20 protein-coding genes and 1 pseudogene are annotated in these 16,409 nt (G+C 63.7%); 8 read left to right on the top strand and 13 right to left on the bottom strand.

Annotation, left to right across the window (positions count from 1 at the left end; all coding sequences use genetic code 11):
* Positions 1 to 38: 38 nt before the first annotated feature.
* The 3 genes from EOA32_RS19410 to EOA32_RS19400 all read right to left on the bottom strand — a co-directional run bounded on the left by EOA32_RS19410 (position 39) and on the right by EOA32_RS19400 (position 1,673).
* Positions 39 to 503 carry a phage holin family protein gene (locus EOA32_RS19410; protein ID WP_128372597.1) on the bottom strand — a complete coding sequence of 155 codons (465 nt, stop codon included), beginning with the start codon at positions 501 to 503 and terminating at the stop codon, positions 39 to 41.
* Between the two features lie 10 nt (positions 504 to 513).
* Positions 514 to 840 (bottom strand): DUF883 family protein, encoded by a 327-nt coding sequence (locus EOA32_RS19405; protein WP_095778215.1) that lies wholly within the window; start codon positions 838 to 840, stop codon positions 514 to 516.
* 71 nt (positions 841 to 911) lie between these two features.
* Positions 912 to 1,673, bottom strand: coding sequence for a Crp/Fnr family transcriptional regulator (locus EOA32_RS19400; RefSeq protein ID WP_095782493.1), 762 nt, complete (start codon positions 1,671 to 1,673; stop codon positions 912 to 914).
* A gap of 183 nt (positions 1,674 to 1,856) precedes the next feature.
* On the opposite strand from EOA32_RS19400, the gene EOA32_RS19395 reads away from it, so the two are divergent.
* Positions 1,857 to 2,216: a response regulator gene (locus EOA32_RS19395; RefSeq protein WP_245499324.1), complete on the top strand. Its 360-nt coding sequence runs from the start codon at positions 1,857 to 1,859 to the stop codon at positions 2,214 to 2,216.
* A gap of 31 nt (positions 2,217 to 2,247) precedes the next feature.
* Here EOA32_RS19395 and EOA32_RS19390 read toward each other — a convergent pair whose 3' ends face one another.
* Positions 2,248 to 2,799, bottom strand: coding sequence for an RNA polymerase sigma factor (locus EOA32_RS19390; RefSeq protein ID WP_040973662.1), 552 nt, complete (start codon positions 2,797 to 2,799; stop codon positions 2,248 to 2,250).
* Positions 2,800 to 2,802: 3 nt separating this feature from the next.
* On the bottom strand, positions 2,803 to 3,006 hold the full coding sequence (locus tag EOA32_RS19385; protein ID WP_128372596.1) for a NepR family anti-sigma factor: 204 nt from the start codon (positions 3,004 to 3,006) through the stop codon (positions 2,803 to 2,805).
* Between the two features lie 222 nt (positions 3,007 to 3,228).
* Between EOA32_RS19385 and EOA32_RS19380 the strand changes: the two genes are divergently transcribed.
* The 6 genes from EOA32_RS19380 to EOA32_RS19360 all read left to right on the top strand — a co-directional run bounded on the left by EOA32_RS19380 (position 3,229) and on the right by EOA32_RS19360 (position 6,728).
* Positions 3,229 to 4,023 (top strand): response regulator, encoded by a 795-nt coding sequence (locus EOA32_RS19380; protein WP_067002122.1) that lies wholly within the window; start codon positions 3,229 to 3,231, stop codon positions 4,021 to 4,023.
* 165 nt (positions 4,024 to 4,188) lie between these two features.
* Positions 4,189 to 4,353 carry a DUF1328 domain-containing protein gene (locus EOA32_RS19375; protein ID WP_067002119.1) on the top strand — a complete coding sequence of 55 codons (165 nt, stop codon included), beginning with the start codon at positions 4,189 to 4,191 and terminating at the stop codon, positions 4,351 to 4,353.
* 180 nt (positions 4,354 to 4,533) lie between these two features.
* Positions 4,534 to 5,565, top strand: a complete 1,032-nt coding sequence (locus EOA32_RS19370; RefSeq protein WP_095828402.1) for a PAS domain-containing sensor histidine kinase — start codon at positions 4,534 to 4,536, stop codon at positions 5,563 to 5,565.
* A 224-nt stretch (positions 5,566 to 5,789) separates the two neighbouring features.
* Positions 5,790 to 5,960: a hypothetical protein gene (locus tag EOA32_RS38685; protein WP_170950281.1), complete on the top strand. Its 171-nt coding sequence runs from the start codon at positions 5,790 to 5,792 to the stop codon at positions 5,958 to 5,960.
* Between the two features lie 115 nt (positions 5,961 to 6,075).
* On the top strand, positions 6,076 to 6,378 hold the full coding sequence (locus EOA32_RS19365) for a hypothetical protein (RefSeq protein WP_128372595.1): 303 nt from the start codon (positions 6,076 to 6,078) through the stop codon (positions 6,376 to 6,378).
* Between the two features lie 104 nt (positions 6,379 to 6,482).
* Positions 6,483 to 6,728 carry a YMGG-like glycine zipper-containing protein gene (locus EOA32_RS19360; protein ID WP_095824030.1) on the top strand — a complete coding sequence of 82 codons (246 nt, stop codon included), beginning with the start codon at positions 6,483 to 6,485 and terminating at the stop codon, positions 6,726 to 6,728.
* A gap of 85 nt (positions 6,729 to 6,813) precedes the next feature.
* Here the strand turns inward: EOA32_RS19360 and EOA32_RS19355 are convergent, their stop codons facing one another.
* From EOA32_RS19355 to xylF, 4 genes are all read right to left on the bottom strand, one after another.
* On the bottom strand, positions 6,814 to 8,439 hold the full coding sequence (locus EOA32_RS19355) for a CHASE domain-containing protein (RefSeq protein WP_128372594.1): 1,626 nt from the start codon (positions 8,437 to 8,439) through the stop codon (positions 6,814 to 6,816).
* Positions 8,440 to 8,570: 131 nt separating this feature from the next.
* Positions 8,571 to 9,371: an ATP-binding cassette domain-containing protein gene (locus EOA32_RS19350; RefSeq protein WP_128372593.1), complete on the bottom strand. Its 801-nt coding sequence runs from the start codon at positions 9,369 to 9,371 to the stop codon at positions 8,571 to 8,573.
* Positions 9,372 to 9,383: 12 nt separating this feature from the next.
* Positions 9,384 to 10,748, bottom strand: coding sequence for a sugar ABC transporter permease (locus EOA32_RS19345; protein WP_095782498.1), 1,365 nt, complete (start codon positions 10,746 to 10,748; stop codon positions 9,384 to 9,386).
* Positions 10,749 to 10,985: 237 nt separating this feature from the next.
* On the bottom strand, positions 10,986 to 12,026 hold the full coding sequence (gene xylF / locus EOA32_RS19340) for a D-xylose ABC transporter substrate-binding protein (RefSeq protein ID WP_095799841.1): 1,041 nt from the start codon (positions 12,024 to 12,026) through the stop codon (positions 10,986 to 10,988).
* Between the two features lie 348 nt (positions 12,027 to 12,374).
* On the opposite strand from xylF, the gene EOA32_RS19335 reads away from it, so the two are divergent.
* Positions 12,375 to 13,610 carry an ROK family transcriptional regulator gene (locus tag EOA32_RS19335; RefSeq protein WP_128372592.1) on the top strand — a complete coding sequence of 412 codons (1,236 nt, stop codon included), beginning with the start codon at positions 12,375 to 12,377 and terminating at the stop codon, positions 13,608 to 13,610.
* 316 nt (positions 13,611 to 13,926) lie between these two features.
* On the opposite strand, the gene phoB is transcribed toward EOA32_RS19335, so the two are convergent.
* The 4 genes and pseudogenes from phoB to EOA32_RS19315 all read right to left on the bottom strand — a co-directional run.
* Complete coding sequence (phoB, locus tag EOA32_RS19330; protein ID WP_010911896.1) at positions 13,927 to 14,616, bottom strand: phosphate regulon transcriptional regulator PhoB; 690 nt, start codon at positions 14,614 to 14,616, stop codon at positions 13,927 to 13,929.
* Between the two features lie 19 nt (positions 14,617 to 14,635).
* On the bottom strand, positions 14,636 to 15,340 hold the full coding sequence (gene phoU, locus EOA32_RS19325) for a phosphate signaling complex protein PhoU (RefSeq protein WP_128372591.1): 705 nt from the start codon (positions 15,338 to 15,340) through the stop codon (positions 14,636 to 14,638).
* A gap of 20 nt (positions 15,341 to 15,360) precedes the next feature.
* Positions 15,361 to 16,164, bottom strand: coding sequence for a phosphate ABC transporter ATP-binding protein PstB (gene pstB / locus EOA32_RS19320; protein WP_067002093.1), 804 nt, complete (start codon positions 16,162 to 16,164; stop codon positions 15,361 to 15,363).
* Positions 16,161 to 16,409: pseudogene (locus EOA32_RS19315) on the bottom strand (phosphate ABC transporter permease PtsA); the annotation flags it as partial. The gene pstB and the pseudogene EOA32_RS19315, both read right to left, overlap by 4 nt.

Genomic DNA, 16,409 nt, shown 5'->3' with positions numbered 1-16,409 from the left:
ATCCGGCACGGTCGGCCGCCCCGACCGGCTTCCCGCGCCTATGCCGCTTCCCTCCGATCCTTGTCTCGAGGCCCAGCCTTCACGTTCTCGCGGTAGATGGCGTAGGCGGCGAGCGCGATCGCGGGCGCGAGAAGCGTCCCCAGGCCGCCCTTGCTTTTCGCGAGCGCCGGGAGCAGAGCGAGCGCCGCGGTAACGCCAACCGCCGTCATGTCGGCCTTTCGCCTTCGCGCGCGCCGCCGCGCCCGCATGCTGGTTGTGAGCTTGTGGATCACGACAATCAGCCCGGCGATCACCAGGAAGCCGATGCCGAAGCCGAGGCTGGTCGCTAGCGGCCCGTAGCGCGCCGCCAGCCAGATATAGGCCGCGCCGATGAGGAAACCGACGCCGCACAGGGCAAAAACACCGGCAAGTCCGTAGAGGATTGCGGTCAGCCGCGCTCTTTGCAAGGCCGCCACCGCCTCGCCGGAAGCAAGGCCGGAAATAAGCGAAACCAGCGTCCCCATATGAGGGCTGCTAGCGGCGCGACAGCAGCGCGAACAGGAAGCCTACTCCCGCCGCAATCGCCAGCGACGTCACCGGCTTTTCGCGAACGCTGGCTATCAACTGCGCTTCCAAATCCTGAGCGCTTCCGCGCATGCTTTCGAACGCTGCCTCGCCGTGCGCGCGCAGCTGCTCGACGCCTTCGGCGGCCGCGCGGCGCGCTGCCCCGTAACTGTCGTCCCGGGTCTTGGCCAATTGCCTGGTGAGCTCTTCGATATCGGCCTTCAACTGCCGGATGTCGGCTTCGAGGTCGGCGCTGGGGGGAGTATCTGTTGCGGATCTGCCTGCGGCGGTCGCCATTGCGTAACTCCTTAAGTTTGCTTCCATTTCAACGCTTGGCCGAGACCGGGGTTCCGTTCTGCCGGTCGTCGTCAGATGAGCGGTCTGCGCTCCTCACCCAAACCTTGCCAGCCGGCCAACTCCGTCAGCCCCTCATGGCTGATAACCTCGCAACCACCGTCACGCCAAATGATCAGCTTACGGTCCATCAGCTTGCGGATCGTCTTGTTGGTATGCACTAGCGACAGGCCGAGCGTATCGGCGATATGCTGCTGCGTGATCGGGATCTGCACCGGCCGCTTGCCGTTAAGGCCTGCGCCCCGGGCACGGCTGGAGATGAAGGCGACAAGATAGGCGGTGCGCTCCAGCGCGGAACGGCGACCGATGCTCAGCAGGTTTTCATCGAGCATGCGCTCCTCGCGCGACGCCATCCAGGTGATGTCATAGGCCAGGCCCGGGTAGTTGCGGTAAAGCTCGTGCAATTGGTCGCGCTCGAAGACGCACAGCAGCATCGGCGACAAGGCCTCGACGGAATGCTGCATCTCGCCCATTAGGCTGCCTTGCAGGCCGATGAGATCGCCGGGCATGGAATAGTTGAGGATTTGCCGCCGCCCGTCGCGCAACAGCTTGTAGCGGAATGCCCAGCCTGAAAGTATGGTGTAGAGATGCGCGCTGTGGCTGCCTTCGACCAGCACGGTCGCCCCCTTGTCGACCGCAAGCTCTCCTTTCTTGAACCCGCTGACGAACAACAGCTCCTGACTCTCGAATTCGCGAAAGACTGGCAGCGGCCGCAGCGGACACTTGCCGCAAGGATATTGGCGGGTGGCAAGGGAATATGCGCTCTGGCCGGACATTTCGACCCCTCTTCGAAACCCCTGCCCCGATCGGGCGAATACAAACGCTTCACCCGGACCGAGGTTCCGCCGCTCACGCAATGCATCGCCGGTCATGTCTTTTTTAAATGACAGAGCGCCGAATACCGCGCATGACTGAAGCCTTATAGGAGTCGCCGCCACGTGCCCCCATTGCTAGACGGATTGCGCATCCTGGTCTTGGAAGACGAATTCTTGATAGCGATGGATGTCGAGCAACTATGCCGCGACCAAGGGGCAGCCGAGGTCACGATTGTTGGGGACCTGGCTGAAATCGACCTGCGGGATGGGTTTTCGTGGTTCGACGCCGCTATCGTCGACCTGATGCTCGGCGGCACCTCGACACTCGACTTCGCCGAGCGGCTGCGCAGCGCGGGCATTCCATTCGTCTTCGCGTCCGGCTACTCCGACGCCGAGGATCTCGAAGGCTCTTTTCCCGAGATTAAGCTGGTCACCAAGCCCTACTCGGGAGACGATCTGATCCAGGCCCTGGCGCTCGCCTGCAGGCGCGCGAAAGCGGCGTGACGAGGTAGCGTCGAAGAGCCGGAGGTCGGTGTCAGGCGGCGTTTGATCCTGTCACCTGCGCCGAGATCGCGTCGGGGCCGTATTCGTCCTCGCCAGAAATCTTCAGGATGTCCTGCAGCCGGGCGCGCGCGCGGCTGACCCGGCTCTTGATCGTGCCCACCGCGCAGCCGCAGATCTCCGCCGCCTCTTCGTAGGAAAAGCCGGACGCGCCGATCAGGATAATGGCTTCGCGCTGATCCTCCGGCAGCTGCTCCAGCGCGCCGCGGAAATCCTTGAGGTCGAGCTGGCCATGCTGGGCCGGGTGGACGGCGAGCCTGGCGGTCATGATGCCGTCGCTGTCCTGCACCTCGCGGCCGCGCTTGCGCATCTGCGAATAGAATTCGTTGCGCAGGATCGTGAACAGCCAGGCCTTGAGGTTGGTGCCCGGCTGGAAACTCTCATGTTTGTCCCACGCCTTGACCAGAGTTTCCTGGACGAGGTCGTCCGCCTTGTCGGCATTCTGCGTCAGCGACACCGCAAAGGCGCGCAGGCTTGGGATCGCGCCGAGCAGCTCGGTCTTGAAGCTCTGGGAGACCGCCGCCATGTCTCAGTCCTTTTTCTCGGCGGGTTCGGCCTTTTCCAGCTGGCTGAGCAACTGAGCGAATCGATGCGGCACCTGATCGGAGACCAGCTCGTCGTAATATTGCTTGAGTTTGCGGGCGATTTCGGAGTTCGGTCCGAGCGGACTGCTACCCCCGTTCCGGTGCCTGCTCGGGGCGCCAGTTATTGCATTCTTTGACATTTCTTTCATGTTTGCCCTAAGTCCCAGCACCTGAAACCGCTTTAAAACTATAGATCACGACGCAAGCGGCACCCTTGTCTGGTTGCCCATCCCAAAGCCGGAAACGCCCGCTTCCTAATTTAGTTCCCTGCCCGGCGGAACTTTTTCAGAAAGCCGACGTTGGTTTTGCCGGGACTTCCAGTGAGTCTAGCCTTTGCAATGCAACAACGTCATCTGAGGGAGACGTCAAATATGAGCCTGTCCGCAACCATCGCTCCTCACCTGCCTTTCCTCCGCCGTTTCTCGCGCGCCGTGTCGGGATCGCAGGAAAGCGGTGACGCCCTGGTTGCTGCGATGCTGGAGGCCATCATCGCCGACACCGAAGTTTTCCCCAAGGCATCGAGCGATCGCATTGCGCTGTACAAGGTCTTTGCCAGGCTTTTCACTTCGATTGCGATCCGCGTGCCGCAAGAGCATGCGCAGACAGCTTGGGAGCAGCGGGCGGCCGCCAATCTCAACGCAATCGCGCCGCGGCCGAGGCAAGCTTTCCTGCTGGTCGCCGTAGAGGGTTTCAGCGAGGATGAAGCCGCGGAAATCCTCGATGCCGACGAACAGGAGTTCTCCGAATTGCTTGCCCAGGCAAGCAGCGAGATTTCCCGCCAGGTCGCGACCGACGTGCTGATCATCGAGGACGAGCCGCTGATCGCCATGGACATCGAGGAAATGGTCGAAAGCCTCGGCCATCGCGTTGTCGGCACCGCCCGCACGCACGCCGAGGCGGTCGCCGTTTTCGGCAAGACGCGTCCGAAAATGGTGCTGGCCGACATCCAGCTCGCCGATGGCAGCTCGGGCATAGAGGCCGTTAATGAGATCTTGTCCTCGACGCCGGTGCCGGTGATCTTCATCACCGCTTTCCCTGAGCGCCTATTGACCGGCGAGCGTCCCGAACCGGCGTTTCTGGTGACCAAGCCGTTCAACCCAGACATGGTGAAGGCCTTGATCAGTCAGGCGCTGTTCTTCGACCGCCAAGCGAAAGCCGCGGCCTGACCGCATGTCCGATCATTGAGCTCTCATGCGAGGCGCCAGCGCCTCGCAGGATGCGGCGCGGAGTCCCATTCGTGAAGCGTTTTCAGGGGATCGTCTTTTTCCACAAATGGTGGAACAAACGCCATCCAACCACGTTTTTTCCAGGACGTTAGAAGGAGAGATATCATGCTGTACTGGGCGCTCGTTTTTCTTGTGGTCGCGATCATCGCCGGCGCGCTTGGGTTCGGCGGCATCGCCGGCACGTCGGCTGGCATCGCGCAGATATTGTTCTTCGTCTTCCTTGCTTTCCTGGTGATCTCACTCATCGCCGGCCTCGTCAGGAGAACCTGACCAGGGGCAGTGCCGAACACTGGAAGCCGCACCCCTCAAACGGTTTCCAGCCACCGCCGGGCGATGTCCCCAAAAGGATGTCGTCCGGCGGACCGCTTTTGGGCAGCGTAAGTGTCAGTAGGTCAACACCGGGGCAGCAATCCTCGTAAGCCGTTCGCGCCTGGATGCGGGAAGTATCGAATGCGTTCCAAGGCCTCAGAGAAGGACTATACGCAAGAGCGCAGCGACGAAGTAATCGCGATGCATCCGGCGGAAAGCGGGATGCAGGTGGGGCGCGCGCTGCTCCACGCGCTCCACAATGCTGGAATTTCGGTCCTCTACCAGGATCGTGAAATGAAGACCGTCTGGGCGCGCAACATGCGCGCCCCGTGGGCGTGCGAGACGGCCGAGGGCAAGGATGTGCTTTCCCCCGCGCAGTCCGAGCGCATAGGCGCAGCCAAGCGCAAGGTGATTGAAACCGGCAACCCGGATCGCCTCGAGCTCGGCATTTCCGACAGTGACGGCGTGCGCTGGTTCCATGTCTGGATCGATGCCGATCGCAGCGACTCCGGCGAGGTTCAGGGCGTCGTCACCACCATGGTCGAGACGACGGAGCAGAAGCGCCGCGAGCAGACGCTGAAGACGCTCCTGCGAGAGGTCAGCCATCGCTCGAAGAATCTTCTGGCCATCATCCAGAGCATAGCCACCCAGACCGGACGCTACTCGGAGACGCTCGGCGATTTCCTGACGCACTTTCGCGGCCGCATCCAGTCGCTCGCCTCGTCTCAGGATCTGGTGACATCCTCCAACTGGCGGGGAGCGGCGCTTCGTGAGCTCGTGTCCGGCCAGGTCGGCCGCTATAGCGCCGATCCAAGTCGCAGCCTGCGTTTCGATGGGGAGAACCCTTACCTCAATCCGAACGCTGCCCTTCATATCGGACTGGCCATGCACGAGCTGGCCGTGAATTCGGTAAGCTACGGCGCCCTGTCGCAGCCTGACGGACGGATCAGGGTAAGCGCCAGGATCGCGGCCGGCAGCGAGACTTCGCCTGGCCTTTTGCTGATTTGGACAGAAAGGATCGGCGCCGGTCGGCGCACCGAAAATCGTTTTGGCAGCGTCGCCCTCGAACGCGTCGTGCCGACGTCGCTGAACGGCTCCGCCAGTCTCGATATCGACGACGATCGTCTCGAATATCGCCTGACCATCCCGCGCGGCAATTTCGAGATAGAATGACAACCACGTCCCGGGGCAACGGTCAGCCGCCGGAGAGGCGTTTAACCTGCTGTTCACCATAAAATCCGATTGTGTTCCCCGGCAGAAGCAACTCCAGGATAGCGCGTAATGCCCTTCCGAGTTGCGTAAACCTTGGAGTGGATCGGCGATCCCGTGAGGAGCTGAACCGCTCGCGACGCATCAAACCCAGCCGCGCAATCACACCGCGATTTGGGAGGAACCGAATGATGATTGCCGATATGAACAGGCTGGAGCGGGCCGCCCGCGTCTCGATGGGCGGCTTCCAGGACGCCGAAGCACCGCCCTCGCCCCGTTCCTCCCATCCATCGCTTCGCCTCGGCGCCGTCGCGCTTGTTGCTGCTCTCGTGCTGGCGATGGCCTGGCAACTGGCCTGATCTTTCCAATCGAGCAGCCGGCCGGCGCCAAGGCACGCGCCATTGCGCGCCGACTCCGCCGAGCAGGAACTTTTGAGCGGCAACAATCGTTCTTTGCGGCGGGAGGATTCGACCCGTGGAACACATCGCCGCCTTGCTCCTCGTCATTGGCTGCTCGGACACCATGACCGATTGCCGCGAACTGTCGGTGCCGGTCAGCGTCTTCGAGACTTTCGAGGCTTGCATCGCCGAACGGCCGTTTGCGCTGGGCGACCTGCAGGGGCGCACCCCGCGTGTTAAGGGCGAGTGCCTTGCCGTCGATCCAGCGCTTGAAGACGACTACGATCAACTGCTGTGGACCGTGCGTCCCGACGGCAGGCTAGTCGCGTCGCTGGAAATTGCCGGCGCGCTTGTCGCGTCAAACGGCGCACGCCCGTAAAACACTCTCTTCAGCAATAATAAGATCGGGCAGGCAAAGCCCGTTTTTCGTGCTAAACGGCGGTTGGCACTGCCAAAAGTGAGGACAAAAGCGAGGAGCTATTTATGCGGAAAATGATCATTGCCATGGTTGCCGTGGTCGCCGTCAGCGGCTGCACCACGACCGAGCAGGATGTCGTCGGGGGCGGCCTGATCGGCGCCGGCGTCGGCGGCCTGGTCGGCGGCGGCAGGGGCGCGCTGATCGGCGCGGCTGTGGGCGCCGGGTCCGGCCTCCTAGTCCGCAACCTGCGCAATGGCCAGTGCGTATATCGCTACCGTAACGGCACGACCTACACTGCGCGCTGCAACTGATCTCGCGACAGAGCGATCCAATGAAGGCCGGCCTGCCGGCCTCCATTTCTTTGCCTGAACGGGCCCGCCGCCGCACCGGCGCTGCTCATCCGGTGAGCGGGATCCTTATTTCCACCTTAAGCCCGTCGGCCCGGTAGTCGCGCTTGATCGTACCGCGCAATTCGCGCGTGACATTGAGATCGATCAGCTTGGTGCCGAAACCGGTCTTTGCCGGCGGCTCCAGTTTCTTCTGCCCGGCCTCGCGCCAATCGAGCACCAGCGTCCGCTCCCGGCCACGTCCTTCGACCCGCCACTCGACCTTCAGGGCGCCCACCGAGTTGCCGGCCTCGCCATATTTCAGCGCGTTGGTGGCAAGCTCGTGAAAGGTCAGGCCGAGCGCTTGCGTCGTCGTCTCGTCAAGCAGCACTTCCGGCCCCGACAATATGCCTTCGGAAAGCTCTTTGCCGAACACCTGCCCGAGCTCGGTGCGCAGCAGGTCGCCGAGGTCCGCCTTCTGCCAGCGCGAGCGTGTCAGCATATCCTGCGAGGCAGCCATCGCCTGCAGCCGCGCCGAGAATGATGCCGAGAACTCCTTCACGTCGGTGGCCTGCGAAGCAGTCTGCCGCGCGATCGCCAGCACCCTGGTGATCGAGTTCTTGATGCGGTGCTTCATCTCCTGCAGGATCAGCTCCTTTTCAAGCAGGCTCTTCTCCGTCGCCTCATGCAGCAGCGACTTCGCCTCATAGGCGCGCTCCTGATAGCGGGCCACCAAGGCAATCGCCCCGGCGAGCAGCAGACCGAACAGCCCGAGCATCACCGGGATGGCGCGCGAGGAAGGCAGCGCGAAAGCGCTCGTCGGCCGAAACAGGACAGTCCAGGGTCGGCCGGCCACGACGATATCCCGGCGCGCCAGCAGCTTTCCGCCGAGCGATTCGGCCGGCGGCGCCTCCGACCGGAACAGGAGATTGCCGGCACCCGGCTGGCCGTCGAAGATTTCGACGTTGACCGGCAGCAGCGGAGCCTTGCTGAGCGCCACCTGGAACAGATCGCGTGCGCGGAAGGAGGCGTAGAGGAAGCCGGCGGTCGAGGAGCGGCTGGCATCGATGACGTCCGGGGCCGTTTCCACGTTCAGCCGCACGAAGACCAGAAATCCGGGGAAGGTCTGCTCCAGCCCTTGTCCCTGGCCAAGTTGAACGAGCCCGCTGGCATGCTGCTGGTCGTCGGCCATGGCCTTCTCGATTGCCGCCCGCCGTGCCGGGTCGCTGAACATGTCGAAGCCGATGATCGACTGGTTGGAGGTATCGAGCGGCTCGAAAAGCACGATGGGCGTGCGCCATTGCTGCTGCGTGATGGCCGGATAGACCGGGTGGGCCGAACCGCGAGCGCGCAGGATGTCGCGCTCGAGCGTGGCCTCGTCGCCGGCCTTGGCCAGCCTCAGGAAGCCGATGCCGCGCAGTCCGGCGAAATTGTCGTCGATGTCGAGCGCGGTGAGGAAGGCCTTGAACTCGCCGCGTGTGATATCGCCGTTTCGAGCATCGAACAGCGCCTCGGTCGAGCGCAGCAGCGACAGATGCAGGTCGATGCGGCTCTCAATGCGGTTGAGCGCATCGTCGGCGGTTCCCTCGAACTTGATGCGCGCCGCCTCCTGGGTCGCGAAATAGGCGAACCCCGCCATCGTCAGGCTGATCAGCGCGACGGCGATGAAGGCGACGATCGGGAAAAGCTTTTTCAATGCAGGGTGCGGCCCATGGACGGTTGGCCACCTTTATGGGCAAGTCTCCGCGCCAATACAATGGCAAGGCCAACCCAACGCCGCGATTGGCTCATCAAACAAGTCGCAAATTAGCCAACCAATTTATGGTCTTAGGCCGCGATTTTCAGCGCTCCCGGGCCTGGCATGGCGCCCGGCGGGCACTTGCCCAGAATGATCATGCCGAGCACCTCGTCCTGGGTCACGTCGCTGGTGCGCGCCGTGCCCACGACCTGGCCGTTCTTCATGACGCAGACCCTGTCCGCCAGCTCGAACACGTCATGGATGTCGTGGCTGATCAGGAAGATGCCGATGCCGTCGGCCTTGAGCTGCCGCACCAGTTCGCCGACCTGGGCCGTCTCCTGAGGGCCGAGCGCTGCCGTCGGCTCGTCCATGATCAGGATTCGCGCGTTGAACAGGATCGCGCGCGCGATCGCCACCGACTGCCTCTGTCCGCCGGACAGCTTGATCACCGGCTCCTTGAAGCGCTGGAAGCGCGGATTGAGCCGGCCCATCACCTTGCGCGCTTCGGCCTCCATGGCGACGTCGTCGAGCGTGCCCCAGGCGGTCATCAACTCGCGGCCGAGGAACAGATTGGCGGCGGCGTCGACATTGTCGGCAAGCGCCAGCGTCTGATAGATCGTCTCGATGCCGTATTTCTTGGCGTCGCGCGGGTTGGAGATTGCTGCCTCCTCGCCGTTGACGAAGATCTGCCCGGCATCGCGCTTGTAGGCGCCGGACAGTATCTTGATCAGCGTCGACTTGCCGGCACCGTTATGGCCGAGCAGCGCCACCACTTCGCCGGGGAAGAGATCGATGGAGGCGTCGTCGACGGCGCGAATGCCGCCGAAGGCGATCGAGATGTTGCGCATGTCGACCAGCGCGGCGCCGGCGGGAGCGTTCTTGTCTGCCATGATGCTGCCTCCTCACACCCGCTTGCGGTAGATGGTGTCGAGCCAGACCGCGATGACCAGCACGGCGCCGACGACGATGCTTTGCAGCGGCGAATCGACGCCGAGGAGCACCATGCCGGACTGCAGCGACTGCATCAGCAGCGCCCCAAGCATAGCGCCGAGCACGGTTCCCGAGCCGCCGGCGAGCGAGGTGCCGCCGATCACCGCCGCGGCGATGACCAGGAGCTCGTCCAGCGTGCCGAGCGCATTGGTCGATGAATTCTGCCGCGCCGACGAGATCGCCGCGGCGATCGTCGCCAGCACGCCCATGATCATGAACACCTTCATGGTGATCCAGCGCGTGTTGATGCCGGCAAGGTTGGCCGCTTCCGGATTGCCGCCGATGGCAAAGACATAGCGGCCGAAGCGAGTACGCTTGGTGATGAAAGTCATGACGAGGCCGACGGCGATGGCCATCAGCACCGGAATGGCGATGCCGTGGGCAATGAACAGGCCGCCTTCGGGGACGGTGAGGTTTTTGGCGGCGGCATAGCGGTTCACGATGCCGACCGGCCACGGATAGGAATTGGCCAGCCACACCGCGCCCATGATGACTGCGCAGGTGACCGCGCCGAGCAGCGTCTCGGCCCAGATCGGACGCAGCGGGAAACGGAAGCGCTTGCGCTGCACCCTGCCGTTGAACAGCGCAAACACCACGGCAACGCAGGCGACGATCCCGACGATCCAGCTCCATTTGGCGCCGATCGAGCCGGCCGGTCCGCCGCCCATCAGCTGGAAGGTGGCGTCGAGCGGCGCCACCGTCTGGCCGCTGGTGACCCACCAGGCAGCACCGCGCCAGACCAGCAGCCCGCCAAGCGTCACGATGAAGGCCGGCACTTCGAGATAGGCGATGACGAAGCCCTGGAAGGCGCCGATCAGCAGGCCGAGCGCCAGGCCGATCAACAGTGCCAGCACCCAGATCCAGGGATTGCCAAGCTCGAGCCCAACCATTCGCACCAGGAAATGCACTTGGGCAAAGCCCATCACCATGCCGATCAAACCCTCGGCGGATCCGACGGAGAGGTCGATGTTGCGCATGACGATGACCAGCACCATGCCGGAAGCCATGATGGCCACGGCCGAGGTCTGCACCGACAGGTTCCACAGGTTGCGCGGCGTCAGGAACGTTCGGCTGTCGAAATCGAGCGGATTGACGCCGAGCCGCAGGCTCGAGATGACATGCAGGCCGATCCAGATGATCAGCAGCGCACCGACCATGCCGAGCATGCGGGTGTCGAGCTCGGTCGCCTTGAGGAAGCGCCCGACGGTGCTCAGTTCGGAAGCCCGCGCGCGATCCGCCGCCGGGTTTGCCGGCGTATCAGAGGTCGTGTCGGTCATGATCTCCTCCCACCGGCTTGCCGTCTGGCGCGGATGCCGGACCACGATGCTAGAGCAATTCCAGGAAAAAGTGCGTAGCCGCCTGGAATTGCGCGGAAACAAACGGCTGGAGCAGTTCGGCGATCCTGCCGGACAGTGAACTGCCCCAATGGTCTCCGGCTTCAGTACGCCCGAAAGCCTTTGGAGAAACGCCGCGGCCGTTGGGCCGCGGCGCTGCGTTTGAACCTGACGGCCAGCTTAGTTGCAGACCGCGACGCTGCCGGCGGCAACGCCCGCGCAGACTTCATCCTTCTTGATCCAACCCGCGTCGATGACGAGGTTGAGATTATCCTTGGTGATTGCGACCGGGGTCAGGAACAGCGACTTGACGGTGTTGCCGCCAGGCGTCGTGAAGTCCTTGGCGCCCGCGATGTCGGTCATCTTCTTGCCGTCGGCGAGCTGCGAGGCGATCTCGGCGGCGTGCTTGCCGAGCTCGCGCGCGTCCTTCCACACCGACACCGTCTGGGTGCCGAGCGCGATGCGGTTGAGCGCGGCATGGTCGCCGTCCTGGCCCGAGACCGGAACGGTGCCGGCCAGCCCTTGCGCCGTCAGCGCCGCGACGACGCCGCCGGCGGTGCCGTCATTGGCCGCCACCACCGCGTCGACCTTGTTGTCGTTGGCGGTCAGGAACTGCTCCATGTTCTTCTGCGCGTTGGCGGGCAGCCAGCCGTCGGTATAGGCCTCGCCGACATTCTTGATCTTGCCGCTGTCGATGGCTTCCTTCAGCACTTCCATCGAGCCGGAGAACAGGAAATCGGCATTCGGGTCGGCGCCCGAGCCCTTGATAAAGACGTAATTGCCCTCGGGCTTGGCCTTGAACACCTCGCGGGCCTGCATGCGGCCGACTTCCTTGTTGTCGAAGGTCAGATAAAACACGTCCTTGTTTTCGATCAGGCGGTCGTAGCCGACGACCGGAATGCCTTCGTCGAGTGCCTTCTGCACCGCCGGCCCGATCGCCGAGGCGTCCTGCGCCAGGATGATCAACGCATTGGCGCCCTGCGAGATCAGGCTTTCGACGTCGGTCAGCTGCTTGCCTGGATTGGACTGTGCGTCGGCGGATATGTACTTGTCGCCGGCGGCCTCGATCGCCTTCTTCATCGCCGCTTCGTCGGTCTTCCAGCGCTCTTCCTGGAAATTGGACCACGAGACGCCGATCACCTTGTCCTTCGCCTCGGCGACCGACGCCAACGTCAACGACATGACGACCCCCGCCAGCATGGCGGCTGCGAATCTCTTCATGATATCCTCCCTGCGCCCCTCGCGGCGCGACCCAGATTGGCCCGAAGACCATGCAAAGGCTTTTTTTCGAGCCTCGAAAAAATACTGATCCAAGGCTAGGGCGCTGTCAACTGCAATTCTGACGGTTTTTGACGTGTCGCGTACTTTTTTTCGAGACCCGTAATAAATAATGACAGTGCCGACCGCTTCTGCCACTATCGGGGAACAGTTCGGAGGAGGCGCAGCCCGCGTCCACCGAAACTTGTAAAAACCCGGACGGTTCGGGTGCCGGCGTCCGGGTGAATCGATCTGGCGCGTCGCCGGGTCCTGTGCATGATCGAGAGGCCGCGCTGACTGGGAGGAGAAAAAATGTCGGTCGGAATCCGCCACGACGATCTGCGCCGGCGCAACCGCGCCATGGTGCTCTCGGCCCTGCGCCGGGCCGGCCAGCCGTCGCGCACGGAAATCGCCGCGACCACCGGGCTCAGCCATTCGACCATTTCGGCGATCTCTTCCGACCTGATCCAGGAAGGCATCCTGGCCGAGAGCAAGCCGAGCGAGACCGCGTCTCTGAAGCGCGGCCGGCCACAGGTGGGCCTCGCGCTCAAGCCTGAGGCGGCAGCGGTGGTAACGGTGGTGCTGTCGCTCAATTTCCTCTCGGTCGCCGTTATCGATTATGCGGGCCAGGTCATCGCCGAGGAGCAGCGCCGCCTCGATACGCTCACCATGCCGCGCGACGAGCTGATCGGCGAATGCTTGGCGATCGTGCGGCGCCGGCTGGACGATCCGGACCTCGACGTCGGCAGCGTCGCCCGCATCGCCATGGGCATCCAGGGCATCACCGATTCCCATGCCCGCGCCATGCTATGGTCGCCGATCACGCCGCTGACCGACATTCCCTTCGCCGACATCCTGGAAAAGGAATTCGGCATTCCGGCCACCATGGAAAACGACTGTAACATGATGGCGGTGGCGCTGCAGTGGCGCGATCCCGACCGCTATCGCGACAATTTCATCGCCATCCTGCTCTCGCACGGCATCGGCATGGGCCTGGTTCTGAAAGGCGAGCTGTTCACCGGCACACATTCTTCCGGCGGCGAGTTTGGCCACATGATCCATCGCCCGGGCGGCGCGCTCTGCCGTTGCGGACGCCGCGGCTGCGTCGAGGCCTATGCCGGCAACTACGCCATCTGGCGCAGCGCCATGAAGATGAGCGAGGACGCCGAGCCGGTCGATGTCGGCGACGCCGACATGCGGGCGCTCGCCGCCAAGGCGCGCGAGACGGATGGCCCGGAGCGCGAGGCCTATCGCCGGGCCGGGGAGGCGCTGGGCTTCGGCCTCGGCAGCCTGTTCGCGCTGATCGATCCAGCGCCGGTCGCCATGGTCGGCGTCAGCGCCGCCGCCTTCGACCTGATCGAGCCGGCGCTGCGCGAGGCGATCGGCCAGACCGCCGGAGGCCAGCATTCAAACTCGATCTCCTTCGATACCGAGCCGAACGAATTGCCGTTGATCCGCGAAGGCTGCGCCGTGCGCGCGCTGACCTTCGTCGACCAGGAGATTTTCGCCCCGGGCGTGCAGGCAAGAGCGGGCAAGAACGTGGCCTGAGCAGCTTCGATAGCGATCGTTGGCTTCTGTGCGTCCTGCAGACGGCGGAGATTAGCGAAGGCCCCGCAGCTTCGTCATTCCAGGGCGGAGCAGGAGCGAAGCTCCGTCGCGGAGACCCTGGAATCCATGCCATTACCTCAATCGTCGGATGAGCGGAGCAGAATTTCTGCACCGCCGCGGCGCGTGGAAGTCGCGTGGAGTGTCGGGTCTGCGCCGCGTGGCGACGCTTCGTGCTCCGCCCGTGGACGGCGAAGCACCAGCGTCTCGATAACCCGCCAGCGCAGATAGAACCCGTCAGACCTTCGGTGCCCTGGATCTAGTCTTCCCTGATCGCGTAGCCCGCCCCGCGAATGGTGCGGATCACATCGGGCATCCGGCCGTTGTTGACCGCCTTGCGCAGGCGGCCGACATGCACGTCCACGGTGCGCTCGTCGATATAGATCGTCTCGCCCCAGACATTGTCGAGCAGCTGGCTGCGCGAGAACACCCGGCCGGGATGCCGCATCATGAATTCGAGCAGCCTGAACTCGGTCGGGCCGAGCCGGATCTCGCTCTTCTTGCGGTAGACGCGATGCGATTCGCGATCGAGCACGATGTCGCCGACCTTGAGCACGCTGGACAGCACCTCCGGCTTGGCGCGGCGCAGCAGCGCCTTGACCCTGGCCATGAATTCCGGCGTCGAGAACGGCTTGACCAGATAGTCGTCGGCGCCGGTCGAGAGGCCGCGCACCCTGTCGCTTTCCTCGCCGCGCGCGGTCAGCATGATGATCGGCAGGCGTTCGGTCTCGGGCCGCATCCTGAGGCGCCGGCAAAGCTCGATGCCGGACACCGCCGGCACCATCCAGTCGAGCACCAGAAGGTCGGGCACATTCTCCTGCAGGCGGATCTCGGCCTCGTCGCCGCGCGTCACCACCTCGACCTGATAGCCCTCGGATTCGAGGTTGTAGCGGAGCAGCACCCCCAGCGGCTCCTCGTCCTCCACCACCATGATGCGTGGCGCGATCATTTAGCAGGCACCTTCGCTGTCAGGCCGCCGGCGCCGACATCGCCGTCTCGTCCTGCTTAGGACGATTCGCGGGCAATTGCGTGCCGGTCAGCACATAGTAGGCGTTCTCGGCGATGTTGGTGACGTGGTCGCCGATGCGCTCCAGATTCTTGGCGCAGAACAACAGATGCGTGCAAGCCGTGATGTTGCGCGGATCCTCCATCATGTAGGTCAACAGCTCACGGAAGACGGCGGTGTATTTGACGTCGATGCGCTCGTCGTCGTTGCGGAGCTTGGCGAGCGCCGTGGCGTCGCCGGCCGCGTATTCCTCGATCACGCCCTGGACCTGGATCAGCACCAGCTGCGCCATCGAGTCGATGGAGTGCGACAGGTCGCGCGGCGCGGCGCTGACGCCGACCGAGCCGACGCGCTTGGCGATGTTCTTGGCAAGGTCGCCGATGCGCTCGAGATCGCCGGCCATCCGGATGGCGCCAACGACGTTGCGCAGGTCGTCGGCCATCGGCTGGCGTTTGGCGATCAGCGTGATGGCGCGATCGTCGAGCTCGCGCTGGCGCGCGTCCATGATGGCATCGTCGGAGACCACGCGCTGCGCCAGCGCGTTGTCGGAATTCAGCAGAGCCTTGGTCGACGCGCCGACCATCGAGCCGGCAAGATCGCCCATGTCGCGGATGAGCTGGCTGATCTGCCTCAGATCCTCGTCGAAGGAAGCGACCGTATGGGCCATGGTTATGTCCTCGTATGAACTCAGCCGAAGCGGCCGGTGATGTAGTCCTGCGTGCGCTTCTCGCGGGGCGAGGTGAAAATCTTTTCGGTCCGGTCGAATTCGATCAGCTCGCCGAGATACATGAACGCCGTCTGCCGCGAGACGCGCGCCGCCTGCTGCATGTTGTGGGTGACGATCACGATCGTGTAGTCGGCCTGCAGCTCGTCGATCAGCTCCTCGATCTTGGCGGTCGAGAGCGGATCGAGCGCCGATGCCGGCTCGTCCAGCAGGATGACCTCCGGCTTCACCGCCACCGTGCGGGCGATGCAGAGCCGCTGCTGCTGGCCGCCCGAAAGGCTCTGGCCGCTGGCGTTGAGCTTGTCCTTGACCTCGTTCCACAGCGCGGCGCGCTTCAGCGCCTGTTCGACGCGATTGTCCATCTCGGCCTTGCTTATCTTCTCATACAGCCTGACGCCGAAGGCGATGTTCTCGTAGATCGACATCGGGAACGGCGTCGGCTTCTGGAACACCATGCCAATCTTGGTCCTGAGCAGGTTGAGGTCCTGCGAGCGGTCGAGGATGTTCTTGCCGTCGAGCAGCACCTGGCCTTCGGCGCTCTGCTTCGGGTAGAGCTCGTAGATGCGGTTGAGCACGCGCAGCAGCGTCGACTTTCCGCAGCCCGAAGGTCCGATGAAGGCGGTGACGCTGCGCTCGGGCAGCGACAGGTTGATGTCCTTCAGCGCCTTCGACTGGCCATAGTAGAAGTTGAGGTTCTTGACTTCGATCTTGGCCTTCTCGGCGGTCGTCTCGGCTACGTTCAGGTCGGTGGACAACATCGGTTTCATCTGTCCTCTCTGCGTCCGGTAAGGCTGCGGGCGAAGATGCTCAGCCCGAGAACCGTCAGGGTGATTATGAGTGCGCCCGTCCAGGCCAGTTGCTGCCATTCCTCATAAGGGCTCAGCGCAAACTGGAAGATGGTCACCGGCAGGCTGGCCATCGGCGCGTTGAGATTGCCCGACCAGAACTGGTTGTTGAGCGCTGTGAAGAGCAGCGGCGCCGTCTCGCCCGAAATGCGGGCGATCGCCAGCAA

Origin of the sequence: Mesorhizobium sp. M1A.F.Ca.ET.072.01.1.1 (genome assembly GCF_004023325.1) — a bacterium.
Lineage (GTDB): Bacteria > Pseudomonadota > Alphaproteobacteria > Rhizobiales > Rhizobiaceae > Mesorhizobium.
Note: the sequence above shows the minus strand (reverse complement) of the source record. Positions and strands in the feature narration are given on the sequence as shown.